The organism is Streptomyces sp. NPDC005811, assembly GCF_040630405.1.
In the GTDB taxonomy this organism is placed as follows: Bacteria; Actinomycetota; Actinomycetes; order Streptomycetales; family Streptomycetaceae; genus Streptomyces.
The window spans coordinates 53,074-74,171 of sequence record NZ_JBEXXK010000026.1; the positions used below are offsets into that span (position 1 = coordinate 53,074).

Below are 21,098 nucleotides of genomic sequence, written 5' to 3' on the forward strand. Positions count from 1 at the left end.
CTTGTCGCGCAGTTCCCCGCGCCCCTAAAGGCGTTGGCCCTTCAGTAGGTACCAAGCCGCCGCCGCTGTGGCCAGCAGGACCGCTGCTCCTGCGCCCGATGCCAGGCTCAGGCCGTGGACGAAGGCCTCCCGGGCCGAGGTGAGCATGGTGTCCGCGTCGGCCGCGGGCATGCTCGTGGCGGCTTCGACCGCGCCGCCCAGGCTCTCGTGCGCGCCCTGCGGGGTTCCGGCCGGGGCCGGGAAGTCGCGGTAGACGCCGGTCACGATCGAGCCGAGTACGGCGATACCGAGGGCCGCGCCGAGCTCGTACGCCGTCTCGGAGACCGCGGAGGCCGCTCCCGCCTGCTCCTTGGGGACCGAGGACAGGATGACGTCGGCGGTCACCGTGAAGGAGAGACCGGCGCCGACGCCGACCGCGAGGAGGGCCGCGCCGAGGACCGGGTAGCCGGTCGTCGTGTCGATCAGGGTCAGGGCCGCGAGCGCCAGACCGATCGCCGCCAGGCCGCCGGTGACGACCGCGCGGACCGAGAGGCGGCGGGCCGCGCGGCCGGCTATCAGACCGGCCACCACCGCGCCGACGGCGGCGGGGAGTTCGGCCAGGCCCGCCTCCAGGGGACGTCGGCCCTGCACCAGTTGCAGGTACTGGGAGAGGAAGAAGACCAGCCCGGACATGCCGAGCACGGTCAGCATGTCGGCCAGGACCGCGCCGCTGAAGCCCCGCCTGCGGAACAGGCGCATGTCCAGCAGCGGCTCGGGCAGCGTGAGCTGACGGCGCACGAAGCCGTACAGCGCGGCGACGCCGAGGACGGCCGCCGTCAGGGGTTCCCGGGTCAGGCCGTGGCTCGCGGCCTCCTTCACCGCGTACACGACGGCGATCACGCCGATCAGGGACAGGGCCACGCTGATCAGGTCCCAGGGGCCCGGGTCCGGGTTCCTGGATTCGGGGAGCGTCCTGAGGCCGACCAGGACCAGGACCACCATGACCGGCAGGTTGATCAGGAAGACCGAACCCCACCAGAAGTGTTCGAGGAGGAAGCCGCCCACGATGGGGCCGACGGCGGTGCCCGCCGAGGCGGTGGCGCCCCAGATGCCGACGGCGAGGCTGCGTTCGCGGGGGTCGTGGAAGAGGTTGCGGATCAGGGCGAGCGTCGCGGGCATCAGGGTCGCCCCGGCCACGCCGAGCAGGGCGCGGGCCGCGATCATCAGCTCCGGGGTCGTCGCGTAGGCGTTCAGGACGGAGACCAGGCCGAAGGCCGTGGCACCGCCGAGCAGGATCCGCTTGCGTCCGATGCGGTCGCCGAGGCTGCCCATGGAGACGAGCAGACCGGCGATGACGAAGGAGTAGACGTCACCGATCCACAGCAGCTGGGTGCCGGTGGGGTGGAGGTCCTCGCTGATGTACGGGGTCGCGAGGCCGAGGACGGTCGCGTCGACGGCCACCAGCAGCACGGCGAGGACGAGGACGGAGAGCGCGAGCCAACGGTCCGGACGCTTCACCGCCTCGGTCGTGGTCGCCAGCTGCAGGGTGCTGGTCATGATTCCTCTCTCGGTTGTGCGGGATGTCGTAGTGCGCCGCCGAGCAGCAGGCCCACGACCATGGGACCGAAGTCCCGCGGGGCGCCCTTGCCGGACTGCACCAGCCAGGCGCCGGAGGCCAGCAGGCCGTAGAGCGCCTCGGTGAGCCAGGCGGGCGTGAGGTCGATGCGGAACTCACCGGTGAGCTGTCCGCGCCGGAACAGCGCGGAGATGCGGTCGTCGATCCGGGTCCAGCCCTCGTTCAGCCCCTCGCCCTCGAACAGCTGGTTCTCGGTGTAGAGGAAGGCGAGGAGTCCGGCGGCGGGTTCGATCTCGCGCACCAGACGCTCCACGGCGTCGCCCGCCGGGCCCTCGTCCGGGCGGGCCGCGCCCAGCGCGGTCTCGCACTCCTCGATACAGAGCGCCTCCAGGGCGCGGACGAGCGCGTCACGGCCGGCGAAGTGCCGGTGCAGGGTGGCGCGGCTGATCCCGGCCGCCTTGGCGACCTCGTCCATGGTCGCGGTCGATTTGCGGGTCAGCAGGGCGGCGGCGCTGCGGAGTACGTGGTCACGGTCGACGGCCATGAGACAATCATAGACCATATGAGACATCATTGTCTCATCAGGGGCGCGAGTGCCTCATGTGGGTGGGTCGTACGGCGGTCAGTGCCAGGGCAGGGCGGCCCGGTGGGCCCAGTACGTCTGCGGGTCCTCGGCCAGCGCGGCCAGCCGGGCGAGCTGGTCCTCGTCCAGGTCCACGACCGCCGCGTGGAGGTTGGACGCGAGCTGGGTGGCGGTCGCCGCGCCGGAGAGGACCACGCCGGCCCACGGCGTGCGCAGCACCAGCGCGAGGGCGACCGCGTCGCAGCCGAGGCCCGTCTCGGCGGCCACGGACCTCAGGAGGTCCGGGGCGTGGGGGTCGGCGAGGCGGCCGTTGGCCATGCCCTCCTTCACGATCACCGTGAGACCCGCGTCATGGGCTTCGGCGAGGGCGGGGGCGGCCGAGGTCTCCAGGGCGTTGTACGTCGACTGGACGGTACGGAAGAGGGGTTCGCCGTCGACCGTGACGGCGAGGGCGGCGCGGATCGCGTCCGCCTGGGCCGGGCCGCTGGTGGAGAAGCCGACGGTGACGCCCTGCGCGGCGGCTTCCGCGAGCCTGGCGTGGAGTTCCTTGTCGGTGAGCGCGGGGCTGTCCGGGGTCACCGAGTGGATCTGGTAGAGGTCGAGGCGGTCGCCGAGGAGGTCGGCGGTCTCGGCGCGCTGACGGTCGTACGTCCGGACGCCGTGGTCCTTGACCTCGTGCTGCTCGGCGTCGGTGGTCCAGTCGGCGGTGTAGGTGTAGCCCCATTTGCTGCCGATGACCACGTCGTCGGCGCCGGGGTGGGTGTTCAGCCAGTCGGCGAGGAACTCCTCGCTGCGGCCGTAGGAGCGGGCGGCGTCGAAGTAGCGGACACCTTGGGCGTAGGCGGCGTCGAGGAGGTCGTGGGTGCGGGTGCGCAGCGCTTCCACGCTACGGTTCTCCCCGAGGTCCTCGTCCCGGCCCAGGTTGATGTAGCCGGGGCGGCCGACCGCGGCGAGGCCGAGGCCGATGTGGCAGGTGGGGGTCGTTGCTGTCGCCAGTCGGGCGAAGGGCATCGCGGGCTCCGTCGGGGTCGGCTCCGGTACGGCTCCTGACCAACGTAACCCGCGATGCCCTGTGCCTCAGGGCTCGGGTGGTGCGGTGGGGTGGCGGGTGCGGGTGCGTGGTGGTTGTTCGCGCAGTTCCCCGCGCCCCTTACGGGGTTGCCGTCACGCCTGCTTGGCAGTCGCCCACTCGTGCTGGGCCGCCACGTCCGTCTTCACCTCGGCCAGCTGGATCGCGACCGCGCTCGGGGCCGTGCCGCCGCGGCCGTTGCGGGAGGCCAGGGCGCCGGGGACGTTGAGGACCGTGCGGACCTCGGGGGTGAGGTGGGCGGAGATCTTCGCGAACTGGTCGTCCGTCAGTTCGTCCAGTTCCTTGTTCTCGGCCTCGGCCGCCTTGACGCACTCGCCGGCGACCTCGTGGGCGACCCGGAAGGGGACGCCCTGCTTGACCAGCCACTCGGCGATGTCGGTGGCGAGGGAGAAGCCGGCCGGGGCCAGTTCCTCCATGCGCTCGCGGTGGACGGTGAGGGTGGCCATCATGCCGGTGAAGGCGGGGAGCAGGACCTCGAGCTGGTCGCAGGAGTCGAAGACCGGCTCCTTGTCCTCCTGGAGGTCCCGGTTGTAGGCGAGGGGCAGCGCCTTGAGGGTGGCCATGAGGCCGGTGAGGTTGCCGATCAGGCGGCCGGACTTGCCGCGCGCCAGCTCGGCGATGTCCGGGTTCTTCTTCTGCGGCATGATCGAGGAGCCGGTGGAGAAGGCGTCGTGCAGGGTCACGAAGGAGAACTCCTTCGTGTTCCAGATGATGACCTCCTCGGCGATCCGGGAGAGGTTCACCCCGATCATCGCCGTGATGAAGGCGAACTCGGCCACGAAGTCACGGGAGGCCGTGCCGTCGATGGAGTTGCCGACGCTGCCGTGCTCGAAGCCGAGGTCCGCCGCGACCGCCTCCGGGTCCAGGCCGAGGGAGGAGCCGGCGAGGGCGCCGGAGCCGTACGGGGAGACGGCCGTGCGCTCGTCCCACTGGCGCAGCCGCTCCGCGTCCCGGGACAGGGACTGGACGTGGGCCAGGACGTGATGGGCGAAGAGGACCGGCTGGGCGTGCTGGAGGTGGGTGCGGCCGGGCATCGCCACGTCCGGGTGGGCCTCCGCGAGGCCGATGAGGGCGTCCTGGAGGTCGGCGATCAGGCCGCCGATGATCCGGGCGTGGTCGCGCAGATACATGCGGAAGAGGGTGGCGACCTGGTCGTTGCGGGAGCGGCCGGCGCGCAGCTTGCCACCGAGGTCGGGGCCGAGGCGCTCCAGGAGGCCGCGCTCCAGGGCGGTGTGCACGTCCTCGTCGGCGATCGTGCCCACGAAGGTGCCGGCGGCGACGTCGGCCTCCAGCTGGTCGAGGCCCTCGATCATGCGGGTCAGCTCGTCCTGGGTGAGCAGGTTCGCCTTGTGCAGCACACGCGCGTGGGCACGCGAACCGGCGATGTCGTAGGGCGCGAGCCGCCAGTCGAAGTGGACGGACGCGGACAGCTTGGCCAGGGCCTCGGCGGGACCGTCGGCGAACCGGCCGCCCCAGAGCCGGACGTCACCGCTGTTGCTGCTCACTGCGTTGCTCCTCACCGCTGCACTCAAGGTCATGCATGAGTATGCAGTCCATTGCATGATTCGTCAATTTTGGAGAGTTCCCAAGACTTTTGAAGTCACCTTGAACAACCGCAACCGCTTACCCGTACTCACGGCTGAACGCTGGCGCCGCGTTTGTAAACCCACTCCTGACCCAAGTGAGGCATCCGCATGTCCAGGGCTCTTCCCAAGTACAACAAGCGTCGTGTGGCGATCATCGGCGGCGCCGCCGCTCTGGCCCTGACCGGTGCGGTGGTCGTGAACCAGGCCCTCGCCGGTGAGTCGTCCAAGGACAGCACCACGAACGCCAACACGCTGGCCGCCGCCGGACCCGGCACGATCACCTGCCCGGACGTCGCCTCGCAGCTTCCGGAGATCCCCGCCACCGCCCAGGCCGAGGTCGACCGCAACCTCACCCTGCTCCAGACCCAGATCGACGAGGCCAACCAGCGCCTGATCGACACCGTGGGCCAGGGCGGCGCGAACTTCGTGCAGAACGCGATCCTCGGCCCGCTGGAGGACAAGCGGATCGCCACCGTGAACCGCATCGCCACCGCGATCGGCCGCACCGCCGACAAGCCCCAGGGCCTCGAGGCGCTCGCGCCCTGCACCCTCAACGCCGACGGCGTGGCCGCCGGGAACGAGGCGGGCGACGACGCCGCCGCGGGCGCCGAGGACAACGCGGGTGCGACCGAGACCCCGGCCGACAACGCCGCGGGCGACGCGCAGGACACGGGCGACGACGCGGCCGCGGGCGCGGGCGCGGGCGCGGGCGCCGAGGACAACGCCGGCGACGCGAACGGTGTCGGCACGATCACCTGCCCGGACGTCGCCTCGCAGCTCCCGGCGATCCCCGCCCGCGCCCAGGCCGAGGTCGACCGCAACCTCACCCTGCTCCAGACCCAGATCGACGAGGCCAACACCCGTCTGCAGAACACGGTCGGCCAGGGTGGCGCGAACTTCGTGCAGAACGCGATCCTCGGCCCGCTGAAGGACAAGCGCGTCTCCACGATCGACCGCATCGCCATCTCCATCGGCCGCGCCGGCACCAAGCCGCAGGGCCTGGAGGCCCTGGCCGCCTGCACGTTGAACAAGTGACGTGACAGGCGTGGTGGCCGCCCCGAGGAAGCGCCGGCCGGGGCGGCCACTGCGGCATGTCCACACGCATGCTTTCCCGAAGGAACACTTTCCCGAATAATCGTTAGACATGGGAAAGACCTATGAGCGCATCGACGGCCGGCTCCGCACCTTCATCGAGGAGCAGCCGCTCTTCTTCACCGCGACCGCTCCGCTGTCCGGCGACGGCACGGTCAACCTCTCCCCCAAGGGCCTCAAGGGCTCGTTCGCGGTGATCGACGAACTCACCGTGGCCTACCTCGACCTCGCCGGGTCCAACGCGGAGACCGTCGCGCATCTGCGGGAGAACGGGCGGATCACCCTGATGTGGTGCGCGTTCCAGGGGCCGCCGAACATCGTGCGGGTGCACGGCCGGGGCGAGCCCGTCTTCCGGGACGATCCCCGCTTCAAGGAACTCCTGCGCCACTTCCCCGGGATCGACCCGACCCCGCACGGACTGCGGGCGGTCATCGTCGTCCACGCCGAGCTGGTCCGGGACACCTGCGGATACGCGGTGCCCTTCATGACGTACGAACAGGACCGGGATCTGCACGGGAAGCGGTTCGCACGGGAGGACGACGCCTCGCTGGACGCCTACTTCGGCAAGAAGGAGTACATCGCGAGCAGCATCGACGGCCTTCCCGGGCTGCCGCTGCCCCTTCCGCCGACACCGTGAACAGGCGCGCAACCCCCACCCCCCATCCCCGACCCGTGTCCGGTTTACGTGATTTGACTGATTGTACAGAAATAATCAATCATCAGATGATGTGACGGAATTTCCCCTTCCGGGCCACTTGTCGCCTAGCGTGGCCCCCATCCACCCGCGCGACCTCGGGAACACATGGGGGAATCATGTTCCGACCCGCACGCGAACCACAGAGCAAACGTCACGTCAGGTCCTCGTACTACGTCGTCGGTGAGGGTGTCCTCGCCGACGCCCGGGACAAGCAGCCCGCCGAGCCGCTGACCGCCTCGACCGTCGAGGCGCTGCGCAGGTTCCAGTTCTCCCGGCTGGGCCCCCAGGCCAAGCCGGAGCGGCAGCTGGACCGGGCCGCCCGCACCGAGCTGGCCCAGGCGATGACCGACACCACCCGGACCCAGCCCGACTCGGCCAATCCGAAGGTGCCCGCCGGGTTCACCTACCTCGGCCAGTTCGTGGACCACGACCTCACCCTGGACGCCACGGCGGCGCAGCTCGAGGACGACATCACCGTCCGCCAGCTCCTCCAAGGCCGCTCGCCCGCCCTCGACCTCGACTCGCTGTACGGCCTGGGCCCGGACCACCGCTTCGACGGACGGTTCTACGACGCGGACGGCATCCATCTCAAGACGGGCACCACCCAGGGCATCCCGGGCGCCACCGACATCACCGGACAGCCGCTCGCCGGCTTCGACCTGCCCCGGGTGGGCATCGGCTCGCTGAAGTCCGAGCGGCGCCGCCCCCTGATCCCCGACCCGCGCAACGACGAGAACCTCGCGGTCGCCCAGATCCACTGCGCCTTCATCCGGTTCCACAACCGGCTGGCCACCGAACTCGCCGACAAGGGCGTCTCCAGCGCGGTGCTGTTCGAGTCGGCGCGCGAGGCCGTCGTCAAGCACTACCAGTGGATGCTGCGCACCGACTTCCTGCCCAGGATCGTCGACGAGACGATCGTCAAGGACGTCTTCGCCAAGGGCCGCAAGGTGGTCGACCCGACGCCCGGCGAGCACGACTTCCCGGCCATGCCGATCGAGTTCTCGGTGGCCGCGTACCGGCTCGGCCACAGCATGGTGCGCGGCGCCTACAACTGGAACCGCGTCTTCGACAACGGCCGGGGCACCCTGGCGCTGCTGTTCCAGTTCACCGGCACCAGCGGCATCCTGTCGCCTCCGCCGGACAGCCCGGACGACCCCGAGGCGGGCGCGTTCGAGCGGCTGCCCAGCAACTGGATCGCCGATCTGCGCCGGCTGTTCGACTTCCGCGAGGCCGGACGCGCGGACCTCGGGGTGACCGACGCGCAGGCCAATGTCGCCAAACGCATCGACACCCTGCTGGTCAACCCGCTGGCCAAGCTGCCGCTCGGCTCCTTCGGCGGACGCGGGACGACGCCCGACGACATCGAGCGCAACCTCGCCTTCCGCAACCTCACCCGGAGCACCATGCTGCGGCTCGCCTCCGGGCAGCAGATGGCCAAGCACCTCATGGCCAAGGGGGTCGGGGTCAAGCCGCTGAACGCGTCCGACTTCGAGAACCGGGACGGGGCGCAGCTGAGCGAGGCGCTGCGCAGGCGGGTGGCCGCGGACTGTCCGCTGTGGTTCTACGTCCTGCGGGAGGCCGAGGTGAACGGGGGCGGACGGCTGACCGGGGTCGGGGGGCGGATCGTGGCCGAGACGTTCCATCGGGCGATGGAGGGGAGCCGGTACTCGATCGTGCGGGATCCGTTCTGGCGGCCGTTCCTGAGTCCGGTGGACGCGCGGCGGGATGCGGGCGTCTTCCAGATGACGGACCTGTTGTTGTACGCGTTCGAGGGGAAGGGTGAGCTGCTGAATCCGTTGGGGTGAGCGGGTTCGTTGTGAGGGTGCGGGTGCGTCGTGGTTTCTCGCGCCCACGCGGCGGAGCCGCACATCGATACAGCCCCGCGCCCCTAGGTGGGACCGCCCGCCCTCAGTTCCACCGTGAACGTCGTCGAACCCGGGCGGCTCGTCAGGGTCACGGTTCCTCCGTGGGCCTCCGCCACCGCCGACACGATCGACAGGCCCAGGCCCGTGCCCGTCTTCGTGCGGCGGTGGTCGGCCCTGGTGAAGCGGTCGAAGATCCTCGGCTGGAGGTCCTCGGGGATGCCGGGGCCGTCGTCGTGGACGCGGAGGCGGGTCGCCGCGGGGTCCGTCTCCAGGGTGACCGTGACCTGGGTGCCCTCGGGGGTGTGCAGGCGGGCGTTGGCCAGGAGGTTGGCGAGGACCTGGTGGAGGCGGTGCGCGTCGCCGGTGACGGTGACCGGTTCCTCGGGGAGGTCCAGGGTCCAGCGGTGGCCGGGGCCCGCCGCCCTCGCGTCGGTCACCGCGTCCAGGACCAGCCGGGTGAGGTCCACGGGGCCGCGCTCCAGCGGGCGGCCCGCGTCCAGGCGGGCCAGCAGGAGCAGGTCGTCGACCATCTCGCCCATGCGGGAGGACTCGGCGGCGATGCGTTCCAGGGCCCGGGTCACCTCCGCGGGGACCGGGCCGGGGTGGAGCAGGGCCAGTTCGGCGTGGCCGCGGACCGAGGCGACCGGGGTGCGCAGTTCATGGCTGGCGTCGGCGGCGAAGCTGCGCAGCCTCTCCTCGCTGGCGTGGCGTTTGGTGAGGGCGTCCTCGACATGGCCGAGCATGCGGTTGAAGGCCCCGGCCATCCGGCCGACCTCGCTGCGGGGGTCCGGCTCGGGGGCCCGTGGGGGCAGGGCCACCTCGCCGGAGGCCAGGGGGAGTTCGCTGACCCGGGTGGCCGTCGCCGCGACCCGGCTCAGCGGGCGGAGCGACCAGCGCACCCAGAGCGCTCCGGCCACACCGGCGATGACCAGGGTCACGCCGAAGACGATCCCCGCGACCAGTTCGAGGCGGTGGACCGTCGACTCCACCGGTTCCAGCGGGAGACCGGTGATCAGGACGTCCCCGTCCAGGCCCTCGGTGGCGCGGACCCGGTACTCGTCGAGGGCGGAGAGGTGGAGGGTGTGGGCCCGGCCGTCGACGGGGACGGCGGCGAGGGCGTGCCGGTCGGCGGTGGTCAGGGTGACCGTGAGGTCGGTGGTCTCGGCGCCGGAGGAGGGGACCACGGCCGCGTTGGTGACGGTCCCGTTCAGCAGGCGTGCGCCCAGGGTGCCGGCCGACTGGCGCCGGGTGTCGCCGTGCTCGTCACCGTCGTGATCGTCATGGCCCGCAGGCAGCCGGCCGCCGTGTTCCAGGCTGGCCGGGAAGCGGTTGCCGACCTCGGCGAGCTGTTCGTCCAGCCGGCCGGTGAGGAAGCCGTTCAGGCCCACGACCGCGGCCACGCCGACCGCCGCGCAGCCGAGCGCCAGCAGGACCACGAGCCCGGCGGTGAGGCGGGCGCGCAGGGTGCGGGGCAGCAGCCGGCTCATGACACGGCCGGTTTCAGCACGTACCCGGCCCCGCGCACGGTGTGGATCATCGGCTCGCGGCCCGCGTCGACCTTCTTGCGCAGGTAGGAGATGTACAGCTCGACGACATGGGCGCGGCCGCCGAAGTCGTAGGACCACACCCGGTCGAGGATCTGGGTCTTGCTGAGCACCCGGCGCGGGTTGCGCATCAGGAAGCGCAGGAGTTCGAACTCGGTCGGGGAGAGTTCGATCAGCTCGCCCGCGCGGGTGACCTCGCGGGCCTCCTCGTCCATGACCAGGTCGCCGACGATCAGCCGGGGCCCCTCCTCCTGCTGGCGGGCCATGCCGGCGCGGCGCAGCAGTCCGCGCAGCCGGGCGACGACCTCCTCCAGGCTGAAGGGCTTGGTGACGTAGTCGTCGCCGCCCGCCGTGATGCCGGCGATCCGGTCCTCCACCGCGTCGCGGGCGGTGAGGAACAGGACGCAGACGTCCGGTTTCACCGTGTGCAGGGAGCGCAGGACGGCGAAGCCGTCGGTGTCGGGGAGCATCACGTCCAGCACGACCGCGTCGGGCATCAGCTCCCGGGCCGCCGTGAGGGCCGAGGCGCCGTCGCCCGCCGCGCGGACCTGCCAGCCCTCGTAGCGCAGGGCGCCGGAGAGCACCTCGGCGAGGTCGGGGTCGTCGTCGACGACGAGGACGCGCAGCGGGGTGCCGTCGGGGCGGGTGAGGGCGGGGCGGCCGGAGCGGGTGGTGTTCATGGCTGCTTCCAGGATCGCTCCCGGCCGGGTGGAACGGGCTCTGCGGATGCTCTGAGTTCCCTCTGAGTCCCCCGTGCGGGGCGCCCGCTCAGAGCGGTCTCAGAAGTTCGCCGCGCACAGTGGGCCCCTGACCGGCGAAAGGACCTCCTCATGACCACCGTGCACGAGCGGCGGGCGGCACCCCCGGCGGCGCCGGCTCCCCCGCGCTCCCCCGCGGGTCCGGTGCTCGCCGTGCTGTGGGCGGGGGCCGTGGCCGTGCTCGCCCTGTGGTGGTCCGGCACCGGCTCGGTCGTCGGGGCGGCGGGCTGGCTGACGGGGGCCGGGCGGATCGCCGGGCTGCTGTGCGGGTACGCCTGCGCGGTGCTGGTCGCCCTGATGGCGCGGGTGCCGCTGCTGGAGCGGCGGATCGGCTCCGACCGGGTGGCGCGCTGGCACGCGATGGCGGGCCGCTACACGGTCTGTCTGCTGGTGGCGCACATCGTGCTGATCCTCGCCGGGTACGCGGCCCAGGACCGCCGCTCGCTCGTGGACGAGACGCTGACGGTGGTCCTTGACTACCCCGAGATGCTGAAGGCGACCGCCGGCACGGTGATCCTCCTCGCGGTCGGGGTGACCTCGGTGCGGGCCGTGCGCCGCCGCACCGGCTACGAGTTCTGGTACTACGTCCACCTCCTCACCTACGCGGCCGTCTTCCTCGCCTTCGGCCACCAGCTGGCCCTCGGCAACGACCTCGACGGCAGGCCGGTCGCCACGGCCGCCTGGTACGCGCTCTACCTCGGGGCGGCGGGGCTGGTGCTGTGGTTCCGGGTCCTGGTCCCCGTACGGCTGAACCTGCGGCACCGGCTGCGGGTGGAGTCCGTGCAGCGGGAGGCCCCCGGGGTGTACTCCGTCGTCGTCCAGGGGCGGCGGCTGGACGAACTCGGGGCGCGGGCCGGGCAGTTCTTCCGGTGGCGGTTCCTCGGGGCGGGGCTGGCGTGGACCTCGACGCCGTACTCCCTGTCGGCGCCGCCCCGGCCGGGGCGGATGCGGATCACGGTCAAGGCGCTCGGCGGGCACAGCGCGCGCGTGGCGCTGCTGCGGCCCGGCACGCGCGTGTGGGCCGAGGGGCCGTACGGCGCGATGACGGCCGACCGGCGTACCGCGCCGAAGTCGCTGCTGATCGGGGCGGGGGTGGGCATCACCCCGCTGCGGGCGCTGTTCGAGACGCTGCCCGGCGAGGTGACCGTGCTGTACCGGGCCCGCTCGGCGGAGGACCTCGCGCTGGGAGCGGAGCTGGAGGCGATCGCGCGCTGGCGCGGGTCGAGGGTGCTGTACGCGCTCAACGGGCCCGAGGGACAGCGCCCGGACCTGGGCGCGGGGTCGCTGCGCGCGGCGGTGCCCGATCTGGCCGGGTACGACGTCTACCTCTGCGGGCCGCACGGCTTCGCCCGGGACGTGTACGAGGCCCTGCGCGCCGCCGGGGTGCCGGACCGGCGGATCCACCACGAGTCGTTCGAGCTGTGAGAGCTGTGAGAGTTGTGAGGTCGTAGCAGTGCATCCCCTGAAGAAGAACCGCCCCCTGCGCCGGATCATGCTGGCGAGCGCCACCACCGTCTCCGCCGTGGTGATGCTGCTGGCGCTCAAGCCGCACACGGCCCCCGAGGTGGCGGTGGCGTCCCCGGCGCCCTCCGCCGGCAGCTCGGCCTCCACGGGCAAGGGCGCCACGACCGTCACCGGCGACTCGGTGCAGACCCGCTGGGGGCCGGTCCAGGTCCGGGTCACCGTCCGGAACGGGAAGATCACGGACGTGACGGCGGTGACCTACCCCCAGGACAATCCGCGCGACCAGCAGATCAACGCGTACGCCATCCCCCAGCTGCGCAGCGAGGCGCTCCAGGCGCAGAGCGCGGACATCGACACCGTCTCCGGAGCGACGTACACGAGTGACGGTTACCGCCAGTCACTCCAGTCCGCGCTGGACTCGGCGGGGCTCTGAACCGCTCTGAACACAAAGCGGTCGAGGCACGTATCTGTGGGCGCCAGGGTCAAGTCCCCACGGAGGAACCGTGACCACCACGATCGCAGGCGGACGCGCCGCCCGCCGCCAGACGATGCGCCGCATCCGCCCGCGCCGATCCCCCGCCGTTCCGTTGCTGCTCGCCGTCTGGGCGGGCGCGGCGGGCGTGCTGTGGCTGTGGTGGAGCAATACGCCGAACATCGCGGACAACGACAGCAAGATTCTCAACGCGGGGCGGATCACCGGTCTGCTCGCCGGCTATCTGATGGCGCTCGTCGTGCTCCAGATGGCCCGGGTGCCGGCGTTGGAGCGCCGGGTGGGCTCGGACCGGGTGGCACGCTGGCACGCGATGAGCGGCCGGTACACGCTGTGTCTGACCTTCGCGCACGTGTTCCTCATCATGTGGGGGTACGCGCTCCAGGCCGGCAAGACGCTCGGTGACATCGTCCAGCAGACGATGGACTCCATCAACCAGCTTCCCGACATGGGCAAGGCGGCGATCGGCACCGGTCTGCTGCTGGTCATCGGCCTGGTGTCGATCGGCCCGGTCCGCCGGAAGATGCCGTACGACACCTGGTACCACATCCATCTGATGACGTACGCCGCGGTGTTCCTGACCTTCTGGCACCAGCTCACCACCGGCAACGAGTTCGCCGTCGAGCCCGCCGCGAAGACCGTCTGGTACGGGCTGTACGGCTCGGTCACCGCGCTGGTGGTCTGGTACCGGATCCTCACCCCGATCCGGCTGAACCTGCGGCACCGCATGTACGTCGAGGCGGTCATCGAGGAGACGCCGGGCATCGTGTCCGTCCTGATCGGCGGCCGCAAGCTGCACCGGATCGGCGCGGAGGCGGGGCAGTTCTTCCGGTGGCGGTTCCTCGCCCCGGGGATGCGGTTCAGCTCCCACCCGTACTCGCTGTCGGCGAACCCGCGCCCCGAGCTGCTGCGGATCACGGTCAAGGCGATCGGCGACCACACCGCGGCGCTGCGCGAGCTGCGGCCCGGCACCAAGGTGTGGGCCGAGGGCCCGTACGGCGCGATGACCGCCTCCCGGCGCAGCCGCGGCAAGGTGCTGCTGGTCGCCGGCGGTGTGGGCATCACGCCGATGCGGACGCTGTTCGAGACACTGCCGGGCGCGCCCGGTGACATCACGCTCCTCTACCGGGCCAACAGCACGCAGGACCTGGCGCTGTGGGACGAGCTGGCGAAGATCGCCGACGAGCGCGGGGCGCGGCTGATGTACGCCGTCAACAGCCCCGACGGGGAGCGCCCCGACATCTCGGCGGAGTCCCTCCAGCGCAAGATCCCCGACATCGACGACCACGACGTGTTCATGTGCGGGCCGAACGGCTTCGCCCAGGGCGTGTACGAGGCACTGCGCGGCGCCGGGGTCCCGGCCCGCCGTATCCATCACGAGTCGTTCGAGATGTGAGCGGCACGACTCCCGGCCCGTGACGTGGCCTTCTACTTGAATCAGGAGCTCAGGAGCAGATGAGGAAGAGCCACCCTCTCCGGCGGGTCGTGCTGGCCAGTGCCGCCACCGTGTCCGGGATCGTGCTGCTGCTGTCGCTGAAGCCGGCGACCGACCCGACGTCCACCCAGGCGGCGGGGGCCGGCGGAACGGCGGCGCAGGAGGCCGCGCAGGGCGGGGCCGGGGCGCCCGTGACCGGCACGATGACCGGTGACGCCGTCAAGACCCAGTACGGCGACGTCCAGGTCCGGATCACCGTCGTCAACAACAAGATCACCAAGGCGGAGGCCGTCAAGGCGCCGTCGGGGGGCACCAGTACCCAGAAGTCCGAGCTGGCGATCCCGAAGCTGAACGCGGACGTCGTCGCCAAGCAGAGTCCGAACATCGACACGGTGTCGGGCGCGACCTACACCAGCGAGGGCTACAAGAAGTCCCTCCAGTCGGCGATCGACAAGGCGAACGCGAGCGCGGGTTCCTCCCAGGGCTCCGGCTCGGGCGCGGTGCAGGCCTCCGGGACCTTCACCGGAGATGTGACGAAGACCCAGTACGGCGACGTCCAGGTGCAGATCACGCTCGCCGACGGCAAGATCACCAAGGCGGACGCCGTCAAGGCGCCGTCCGGCGGGACCAGCACGCAGAAGACGGAACTCTCCGTCCCGAAGCTGAACCAGGCCGCGGTGAAGGCCGGCAGCGCGGACATCGACACCGTCTCCGGGGCGACCTACACCAGCGAGGGCTACAAGAAGTCGCTCCAGTCGGCGCTGGACAAGGCGGCGAAGTCGAGCGCGGGTTCGTCGTCGGGCTCGGGCTCGGGCTCCGGTTCGGGGTCGGGCTCCGGTTCGGGCTCCGGCTCCGGTTCGGGCTCCGGCTCGGGTGCGGCGCAGGCCTCCGGGACCTTCACCGGCACGGTGGCGCAGACGCAGTACGGTCCGGTGCAGGTCCGGATCACCGTCGCGGGCGGCAAGATCACCAAGGCGGAGGCGGTCCAGGCGCCCTCGGGCGGGACCAGCACGCAGAAGACGGAGCTCTCCGTCCCGAAGCTGAACCAGGCCGCGGTGAAGGCCGGCAGCGCCGACATCGACACCGTCTCCGGGGCCACCTACACCAGCGAGGGCTACAAGCAGTCCCTGCAGTCGGCGCTGGACCAGGCCGGTGACTGACACCGTGGCCGAGTCGGCAGCAGCTCCCGCCGCGGTGCGTCACGCGGAGGAGGTCATGGGGACCGTCTTCTCCTTCGACGTCCGCGGCGGGGAACCGCAGGCGGTGCGCGCGGCGCTGGACGAGGCCGTGGGCTCGCTGCACCGGGTGAACGAGGTGTTCAGCACCTACCGCGAGGACAGTCAGGTCTCCCGGATGGCGCGCGGTGAGCTGACCGTCGGGGAGTGCGATCCCGAGGTGGCCGAGGTGCTGGAGCTGGGCGCCGAGGCGGAGCGGGCCAGCGACGGCTGGTTCAGCATGCGCTACGAGGGCCGGCTCGACCCGACCGGGATCGTGAAGGGCTGGGCCACCGAGCGGGCGGCGCGGCTGATCTCCGGGGTGCCCGGGGTGTGTGGCGTCAGCGTCAACGGCGGCGGGGACGTGCAGCTGCTGGGCGTGCCCGGGCCGGAGCGGCCCTGGCGGGTCGGCGTGTCCGACCCGTTGCGGCCCGGTGGTCTCGCCGCGGTCGTGTCGGCGGCGGGGGCGGACGAGCTGGCGGTCGCGACATCGGGGACGGCCGAGCGGGGGGCGCATATCGTCGACCCGCGCACGGGCCGGTCCGCGGTGACCGACCTGGTCGCCGTCACGGTGGTCGCGCCCCGCCTCACCTGGGCGGACTGCTGGGCCACGGCGGCGTTCGCGATGGGTTCACGGGAGGCGCTGGCCTGGCTGGAGTCCCTGCCGGACGTCGAGGCCCTGCTGATCACGGCGGGCGACGAGGTGCGGTGCACGGGGGGACTGGCCCGGCGTCTGGGCTGAGCCAGGGTTTTTCAGGGGCGCGGGGAACCGCGCGACCAGCCACGCACCACCCGCTGTCGGCCGATCCCCGCAACCGCCCCCCTCAGTGGCCGTTCTGAGCCAGCCTCAGCAAGTGGTCCGCCAGCGCCTGCCCACCCGTCGGCTCCCGACTGATGAGCAGCAGCGTGTCGTCGCCGGCGATCGTCCCCAGGATGTCGTGCAGCTCCGCCTGGTCGATCGCGGAGGCGAGGAACTGGGCCGCACCCGGCGGGGTACGCAGGACCACGAGGTTCGCGGAGGCCTCCGCGGAGATCAGCAGCTCCTGGGACAGCCGCCGCATCCGCTCCTCCTTCGCCGACCCCCCGAGCGGTGCCCGCGGGGTCCGGAAACCCCCTTCGCTGGGCACCGCGTAGATGAGATCGCCGTCGGTGTTGCGGATCTTCACCGCGTTCAGCTCGTCCAGATCCCGCGACAGCGTCGCCTGTGTGACGCTCAGCCCGTCGTCGGCGAGCAGCTTCGCCAACTGGCTCTGCGAGCGCACGGGCTGCCGGTTGAGGATGTCCACGATCCGGCGGTGGCGGGCGGTGCGGGTCTGCGGCACGGCGGGCCCGTTCGCCCCGGCCTGCTCGTGGTCCTGCGCCTGGCTCATCGTCGTCTCATTCCCCGGATCCGTCCCCGCTGGCTGTGTCGAGGATGCCGGGCAGCGCCGCGAGGAACGCCTCCACCGCGTCGTCGCCGAGATTCAGCGGCGGCATCAGCCGGACGACGTCGGGGGCGGGCGCGTTCACGAGGAATCCGGCCTCCTGAGCCGCCTGCTGCACCTGGGGCGCGAGCGGCTCGGAGAGCACGATACCCAGGAGCAGCCCCGCGCCCCGGACATAATCGATCAATGGGTGGCCGAGACCCTCGATTCCGCCCCGCAGCTTCTCGCTCTGCCGCTTGACGTTCTCCAGCAGCCCCTCGTTCTCGATGGTGTCGAGGACGGCGAGGCCGGCCGCGCAGGCGACGGGGTTGCCGCCGAAGGTCGTCCCGTGGTGGCCGGGCTGGAGCAGCTCCGCGGCCCGCCCGAAGGCGACGGTCGCGCCGAGCGGCAGTCCGCCGCCGAGCCCCTTGGCCAGGGTCACGACGTCCGGCAGGACGCCTTCGTGGGCCTGGTACTCGAACCACTGCCCGGTGCGGCCGATGCCGGTCTGCACCTCGTCGAGGACGAGGAGCGAGCCGGTGGCCGCGGTGATCGCCCGTGCCGCCTTCAGATAGCCGGCCGGGGGCACGACGACGCCGTTCTCGCCCTGCACCGGCTCGATGATCACCAGGGCGGTGTCCTCGGTGACCGCGGCGGCCAGCGCCTGCGCGTCGCCGTACGGGACATGGGTGACGTCGCCGGGCAGCGGCAGGAACGGCTCCTGCTTGCCGGGCTGGCCGGTGAGCGCGAGGGCGCCCATGGTGCGGCCGTGGAAGCCGCCGTGGGTGGCGACCATGTGGGGCCGCCCGGTGAGCCGGCCGATCTTGAAGGCGCCCTCGTTGGCCTCGGCGCCGGAGTTGCAGAAGAACACCTTGCCGTCCCGGCCGAAGTGCTGCAGGAGCCGCTCGGCGAGGGCGACGGGGGGTTCGGCGATGAACAGGTTCGACACATGGCCGAGGGAGGCGATCTGCCGGCTGACCGCCTCGACGACGGCCGGGTGGGCGTGGCCGAGCGCGTTGACCGCGATGCCGCCGACGAAGTCGACGTACTCCGTGCCGTCGGCGTCCCACAGCCGGGCGCCCTCGCCGCGCACCAACGGCAGCCGCGGGGTGCCGTAGTTGTTCATGAGCGAGCCCTGCCACCGGGTGGTCAGTTCCTGGTTGCTCACGCGGACTCCCCCTGCTGCTCGTCGGGCACGACCATCGTGCCGATTCCTTCGTCGGTGAAGATCTCCAGCAGGATCGAGTGCTGGACCCGCCCGTCGATGACCCGGGCGGTGCGCACCCCGTTGCGTACGGCGTGCAGACAGCCCTCCATCTTGGGGACCATTCCGGCGCTGAGGTCCGGCAGCAGCTTCTCCAGCTGGGAGGCGGTGAGGCGGCTGATCACCTCGTCGGACTCGGGCCAGTTCTCGTAGAGGCCCTCCACGTCCGTGAGGACCACGAGGGTCTCCGCGTCCAGTGCCGCAGCGAGTGCCGCAGCCGCCGTATCAGCATTGACGTTGTAGACATGTCCGTCGTCCTGGGAGCGGGCGATGGAGGAGACGACCGGGATCCGGCCGTCGGCGAGCAGGGCCTCGATCGCGCCCGTGTCGATCGCGGTGATCTCGCCCACCCGCCCGATGTCGACGAGCTCGCCGTCGATCTCGGGCCGGTGCTTGGTGGCGGTGATGGTGTGCGCGTCCTCGCCGGTCAGACCGACGGCGAGGGGTCCGTGCTGGTTGAGGAGTCCGACCAGCTCGCGCTGGACCTGTCCGGCGAGCACCATCCGTACGACGTCCATGGCGTCCTCGGTGGTGACGCGCAGGCCCGCCTTGAACTCGCTGACGATGCCGTGCCTGTCGAGGGCGGCGCTGATCTGCGGGCCGCCGCCGTGCACGACGACGACGTTGAGGCCGGCGTGGCGGAGGAAGACGACGTCCTGGGCGAACGCGGACTTCAGCTCCTCGTTCACCATGGCGTTGCCGCCGAACTTGATGACGACGGTCCTGCCGTTGTGCCGGGTGAGCCAGGGCAGGGCCTCGATGAGGATCTGGGCCTTGGGGAGCGCGGTGTGCTTGCGCGTGGGTCCGTTGCTCATGAGGAGTACGCGCTGTTCTCGTGGACGTAGTCCGCGGTGAGGTCGTTGGTCCAGATGGTGGCGGTCTCGGTGCCCGCGGCCAGGTCGGCGACGATGTGCACCTCGCGGTAGCGCATGTCGACCTTGTCGCGGTCCTCGCCGACGCCGCCGTTCTTGCAGACCCAGACGCCGTTGATGGCGACGTTGAGCCGATCGGCCTCGAAGGCGGCCTGGGTGGTGCCGATCGCGGAGAGGACCCGGCCCCAGTTGGGGTCCTCGCCGTGGATGGCGCACTTGAGGAGGTTGTTGCGGGCGATGGAGCGGCCCACCTCGACGGCGTCGTCCTCGGAGGCCGCGTTGACGACCTCGACCTTGATGTCCTTGCTGGCGCCCTCGGCGTCGCGGATCAGCTGCTGGCCGAGGTCGTCGCAGACGGCGCGTACGGCGGCGGCGAACTCCTCGTACTCCGGGGTGACCCCGGAGGCGCCGGAGGCGAGCAGCAGCACGGTGTCGTTGGTGGACATGCAGCCGTCGGAGTCGACGCGGTCGAAGGTGACCTTGGTGGCGGCGCGCAGCGCCTTGTCCAGGGTCTCGCTGTCGGCGTCGGCGTCGGTGGTGAGGACGACGAGCATGGTGGCGAGGCCGGGGGCGAGCATGCCCGCGCCCTTGGCCATGCCGCCGACGGTCCAGCCGGCGCCCTGGGCGACGGAGGTCTTGTGGACGGTGTCGGTGGTCTTGATGGCGATGGCGGCCTTCTCGCCGCCGTGCTCGGACAGCTGGGCGGCGGCGGTCGCGACGCCGGGCAGCAGCTTGTCCATGGGGAGCAGGACGCCGATGAGGCCGGTGGAGCAGACGGCGACCTCGCCCGCGCCCACGCCCAGTACGTCGGCGGCCTTCTCGGCGGTGGCGTGGGTGTCCTGGAAGCCCTTGGGTCCCGTACAGGCGTTGGCTCCGCCGGAGTTGAGGACCACGGCGGCGAGCCGACCGCTCTTGAGCACCTGCTCGGACCACAGGACCGGCGCGGCCTTCACACGGTTGGAGGTGAAGACGCCCGCGGCGGCGCGGCGCGGCCCGGTGTTGACCACGAGGGCCAGGTCCGGGTTGCCGTTCTCCTTGATCCCGGCGGCGATGCCCGCCGCCGTGAATCCCTTGGCTGCCGTGACACTCACGGTGCGACTCCGATCGTGGAAAGCCCGGTGTTCTCGTGGAACCCGAGGGCGATGTTCATGCTCTGGACGGCACCACCGGCCGTGCCCTTGGTGAGGTTGTCGATGGCGCTGATCGCGATGATGCGGCCCGCGGTCCCGTCGTACGCGACCTGGATCTGAACGGCGTTGGAACCGTGGACGGACGCCGTGGCGGGCCACTGTCCCTCGGGCAGCAGATGCACGAAGGGCTCGTCGGCGAGGGCCTTCTCGTAGGCGGCGCGGACGGCCTCGGCGGTGACGCCGGGCTTCGCCTTGGCGCTGCACGTGGCGAGGATGCCGCGGGACATCGGCGCGAGGGTGGGGGTGAAGGAGACGGAGATCCGCTCGCCCGCCGCCGCGCTGAGGTTCTGCACGATCTCGGGGGTGTGCCGGTGGCCGCCGCCGACGCCGTACGGCGACATGGAGCCCATCACCTCGGAGCCCAGCAGATGCGTCTTGGGCGCCTTGCCCGCGCCGGAGGTGCCGGAGGCGGCGACGATCACGGCCTCGTTCTCGGCGATGCCGGCGGCGTAGGCCGGGAAGAGCGCGAGCGAGACGGCCGTGGGGTAGCAACCGGGGACCGCGATGCGCCTGGACCCCTCCAGCGCGGCGCGGCCGCCCGGCAGTTCGGGGAGGCCGTAGGGCCAGGTCCCGGCGTGCGGGGAGCCGTAGAACCTCTCCCAGTCGGCCGCGTCGGCGAGCCGGAAGTCGGCGCCCATGTCGACGACGAGGACGTCCGGGCCGAGCTGTTCGGCGACGGCGGCGGACTGCCCGTGCGGGAGGGCGAGGAAGACGACATCGTGTCCGGCGAGGACCTCGGCGGTGGTCTCCTGGAGGACCCGGTCGGCCAGCGGCAGCAGATGCGGCTGGAGTCCGCCCAGTTTCTGGCCCGCGTTGGAATTGCCGGTCAGGGCGCCGATCTCGACCTCGGGGTGCGCGAGGAGCAGGCGCAGCACTTCGCCGCCCGCATACCCGCTCGCTCCGGCCACTGCCGCACGTACCGCCATGGACTCCTCCTCCTTGATGGCATGACTATACGTTTCGCTGCACTTTTATGCAATCCATGCGTGATCCGTA

The 21,098-nt window shown here is 71.6% G+C and carries 19 protein-coding genes; 8 read left to right on the forward strand and 11 right to left on the reverse strand.

The window, feature by feature from the left end:
* Positions 1-24: 24 nt before the first annotated feature.
* From ABZ490_RS26960 to argH, 4 genes are all read right to left on the reverse strand, one after another.
* Positions 25-1,536, reverse strand: coding sequence for an MFS transporter (locus ABZ490_RS26960; protein ID WP_358994907.1), 1,512 nt, complete (start codon positions 1,534-1,536; stop codon positions 25-27).
* On the reverse strand, positions 1,533-2,099 hold the full coding sequence (locus ABZ490_RS26965; protein ID WP_358994910.1) for a TetR/AcrR family transcriptional regulator: 567 nt from the start codon (positions 2,097-2,099) through the stop codon (positions 1,533-1,535). Before ABZ490_RS26965 ends, ABZ490_RS26960 begins: the two co-directional genes overlap by 4 nt.
* A gap of 78 nt (positions 2,100-2,177) precedes the next feature.
* Positions 2,178-3,149, reverse strand: a complete 972-nt coding sequence (locus ABZ490_RS26970) for an aldo/keto reductase (protein WP_358994913.1) — start codon at positions 3,147-3,149, stop codon at positions 2,178-2,180.
* A 153-nt stretch (positions 3,150-3,302) separates the two neighbouring features.
* A complete protein-coding gene (gene argH, locus ABZ490_RS26975) occupies positions 3,303-4,733 on the reverse strand; it encodes an argininosuccinate lyase (RefSeq protein WP_358994916.1) in 1,431 nt (476 codons plus the stop codon).
* Positions 4,734-4,922: 189 nt separating this feature from the next.
* Here argH and ABZ490_RS26980 point away from each other — a divergent pair, with 189 nt between their 5' ends.
* The 3 genes from ABZ490_RS26980 (at position 4,923) to ABZ490_RS26990 (ending at position 8,408) form a co-directional block, all read left to right on the forward strand.
* Positions 4,923-5,849, forward strand: a complete 927-nt coding sequence (locus ABZ490_RS26980) for a hypothetical protein (protein WP_358994919.1) — start codon at positions 4,923-4,925, stop codon at positions 5,847-5,849.
* Positions 5,850-5,958: 109 nt separating this feature from the next.
* A complete protein-coding gene (locus ABZ490_RS26985; RefSeq protein ID WP_358994922.1) occupies positions 5,959-6,543 on the forward strand; it encodes a pyridoxamine 5'-phosphate oxidase family protein in 585 nt (194 codons plus the stop codon).
* A 176-nt stretch (positions 6,544-6,719) separates the two neighbouring features.
* Positions 6,720-8,408: a heme peroxidase family protein gene (locus tag ABZ490_RS26990; protein WP_358994925.1), complete on the forward strand. Its 1,689-nt coding sequence runs from the start codon at positions 6,720-6,722 to the stop codon at positions 8,406-8,408.
* Positions 8,409-8,491: 83 nt separating this feature from the next.
* Here ABZ490_RS26990 and ABZ490_RS26995 read toward each other — a convergent pair whose 3' ends face one another.
* Entirely contained in the window at positions 8,492-9,955 is a 1,464-nt protein-coding gene (locus ABZ490_RS26995; RefSeq protein ID WP_358994928.1) for a HAMP domain-containing sensor histidine kinase, read from the reverse strand.
* Positions 9,952-10,692, reverse strand: a complete 741-nt coding sequence (locus tag ABZ490_RS27000) for a response regulator transcription factor (RefSeq protein WP_358994931.1) — start codon at positions 10,690-10,692, stop codon at positions 9,952-9,954. The genes ABZ490_RS26995 and ABZ490_RS27000 overlap by 4 nt, the downstream gene beginning before the upstream one ends.
* Positions 10,693-10,842: 150 nt before the next feature.
* On the opposite strand from ABZ490_RS27000, the gene ABZ490_RS27005 reads away from it, so the two are divergent.
* The 5 genes from ABZ490_RS27005 (at position 10,843) to ABZ490_RS27025 (ending at position 16,115) form a co-directional block, all read left to right on the forward strand.
* Complete coding sequence (locus ABZ490_RS27005) at positions 10,843-12,195, forward strand: ferric reductase-like transmembrane domain-containing protein (RefSeq protein WP_358994934.1); 1,353 nt, start codon at positions 10,843-10,845, stop codon at positions 12,193-12,195.
* A 28-nt stretch (positions 12,196-12,223) separates the two neighbouring features.
* Entirely contained in the window at positions 12,224-12,667 is a 444-nt protein-coding gene (locus ABZ490_RS27010; RefSeq protein ID WP_358994936.1) for an FMN-binding protein, read from the forward strand.
* Between the two features lie 70 nt (positions 12,668-12,737).
* Entirely contained in the window at positions 12,738-14,120 is a 1,383-nt protein-coding gene (locus ABZ490_RS27015; protein WP_358994939.1) for a ferredoxin reductase family protein, read from the forward strand.
* A 59-nt stretch (positions 14,121-14,179) separates the two neighbouring features.
* On the forward strand, positions 14,180-15,319 hold the full coding sequence (locus tag ABZ490_RS27020) for an FMN-binding protein (protein WP_358994942.1): 1,140 nt from the start codon (positions 14,180-14,182) through the stop codon (positions 15,317-15,319).
* On the forward strand, positions 15,312-16,115 hold the full coding sequence (locus ABZ490_RS27025; RefSeq protein ID WP_358994945.1) for an FAD:protein FMN transferase: 804 nt from the start codon (positions 15,312-15,314) through the stop codon (positions 16,113-16,115). The genes ABZ490_RS27020 and ABZ490_RS27025 overlap by 8 nt, the downstream gene beginning before the upstream one ends.
* Positions 16,116-16,197: 82 nt before the next feature.
* Here ABZ490_RS27025 and ABZ490_RS27030 read toward each other — a convergent pair whose 3' ends face one another.
* The 5 genes from ABZ490_RS27030 to argC are packed head-to-tail and all read right to left on the reverse strand — an operon-like array spanning position 16,198 to position 21,028.
* Complete coding sequence (locus tag ABZ490_RS27030; protein ID WP_358994948.1) at positions 16,198-16,743, reverse strand: arginine repressor; 546 nt, start codon at positions 16,741-16,743, stop codon at positions 16,198-16,200.
* A gap of 7 nt (positions 16,744-16,750) precedes the next feature.
* Positions 16,751-17,944 (reverse strand): acetylornithine transaminase, encoded by a 1,194-nt coding sequence (locus ABZ490_RS27035; protein WP_358994950.1) that lies wholly within the window; start codon positions 17,942-17,944, stop codon positions 16,751-16,753.
* The gene (gene argB, locus ABZ490_RS27040; protein WP_358994953.1) at positions 17,941-18,855 is read right to left on the reverse strand and encodes an acetylglutamate kinase; all 915 of its coding nucleotides are present in this window, start codon (positions 18,853-18,855) and stop codon (positions 17,941-17,943) included. Before argB ends, ABZ490_RS27035 begins: the two co-directional genes overlap by 4 nt.
* Positions 18,852-20,003: a bifunctional glutamate N-acetyltransferase/amino-acid acetyltransferase ArgJ gene (gene argJ, locus ABZ490_RS27045; RefSeq protein WP_358994956.1), complete on the reverse strand. Its 1,152-nt coding sequence runs from the start codon at positions 20,001-20,003 to the stop codon at positions 18,852-18,854. The genes argB and argJ overlap by 4 nt, the downstream gene beginning before the upstream one ends.
* A complete protein-coding gene (argC, locus tag ABZ490_RS27050) occupies positions 20,000-21,028 on the reverse strand; it encodes an N-acetyl-gamma-glutamyl-phosphate reductase (protein WP_358994959.1) in 1,029 nt (342 codons plus the stop codon). The genes argJ and argC overlap by 4 nt, the downstream gene beginning before the upstream one ends.
* Between the last annotated feature and the right edge of the window lie 70 nt (positions 21,029-21,098).

Excerpts from the sequence above, each read along its gene's own strand:
- ABZ490_RS26960 (WP_358994907.1), bottom strand. The coding sequence starts at position 1,536 with ATGACCAGCACCCTGCAGCTGGCGACCACGACCGAGGCGGTGAAGCGT.
- ABZ490_RS26965 (WP_358994910.1), bottom strand. The coding sequence starts at position 2,099 with ATGGCCGTCGACCGTGACCACGTACTCCGCAGCGCCGCCGCCCTGCTG.
- ABZ490_RS26970 (WP_358994913.1), bottom strand. The coding sequence starts at position 3,149 with ATGCCCTTCGCCCGACTGGCGACAGCAACGACCCCCACCTGCCACATC.
- ABZ490_RS26980 (WP_358994919.1), top strand. The coding sequence starts at position 4,923 with ATGTCCAGGGCTCTTCCCAAGTACAACAAGCGTCGTGTGGCGATCATC.
- ABZ490_RS26985 (WP_358994922.1), top strand. The coding sequence starts at position 5,959 with ATGGGAAAGACCTATGAGCGCATCGACGGCCGGCTCCGCACCTTCATC.
- ABZ490_RS26990 (WP_358994925.1), top strand. The coding sequence starts at position 6,720 with ATGTTCCGACCCGCACGCGAACCACAGAGCAAACGTCACGTCAGGTCC.
- ABZ490_RS26995 (WP_358994928.1), bottom strand. The coding sequence starts at position 9,955 with ATGAGCCGGCTGCTGCCCCGCACCCTGCGCGCCCGCCTCACCGCCGGG.
- ABZ490_RS27000 (WP_358994931.1), bottom strand. The coding sequence starts at position 10,692 with ATGAACACCACCCGCTCCGGCCGCCCCGCCCTCACCCGCCCCGACGGC.
- ABZ490_RS27005 (WP_358994934.1), top strand. The coding sequence starts at position 10,843 with ATGACCACCGTGCACGAGCGGCGGGCGGCACCCCCGGCGGCGCCGGCT.
- ABZ490_RS27020 (WP_358994942.1), top strand. The coding sequence starts at position 14,180 with ATGAGGAAGAGCCACCCTCTCCGGCGGGTCGTGCTGGCCAGTGCCGCC.
- ABZ490_RS27030 (WP_358994948.1), bottom strand. The coding sequence starts at position 16,743 with ATGAGCCAGGCGCAGGACCACGAGCAGGCCGGGGCGAACGGGCCCGCC.
- argB (WP_358994953.1), bottom strand. The coding sequence starts at position 18,855 with ATGAGCAACGGACCCACGCGCAAGCACACCGCGCTCCCCAAGGCCCAG.
- argC (WP_358994959.1), bottom strand. The coding sequence starts at position 21,028 with ATGGCGGTACGTGCGGCAGTGGCCGGAGCGAGCGGGTATGCGGGCGGC.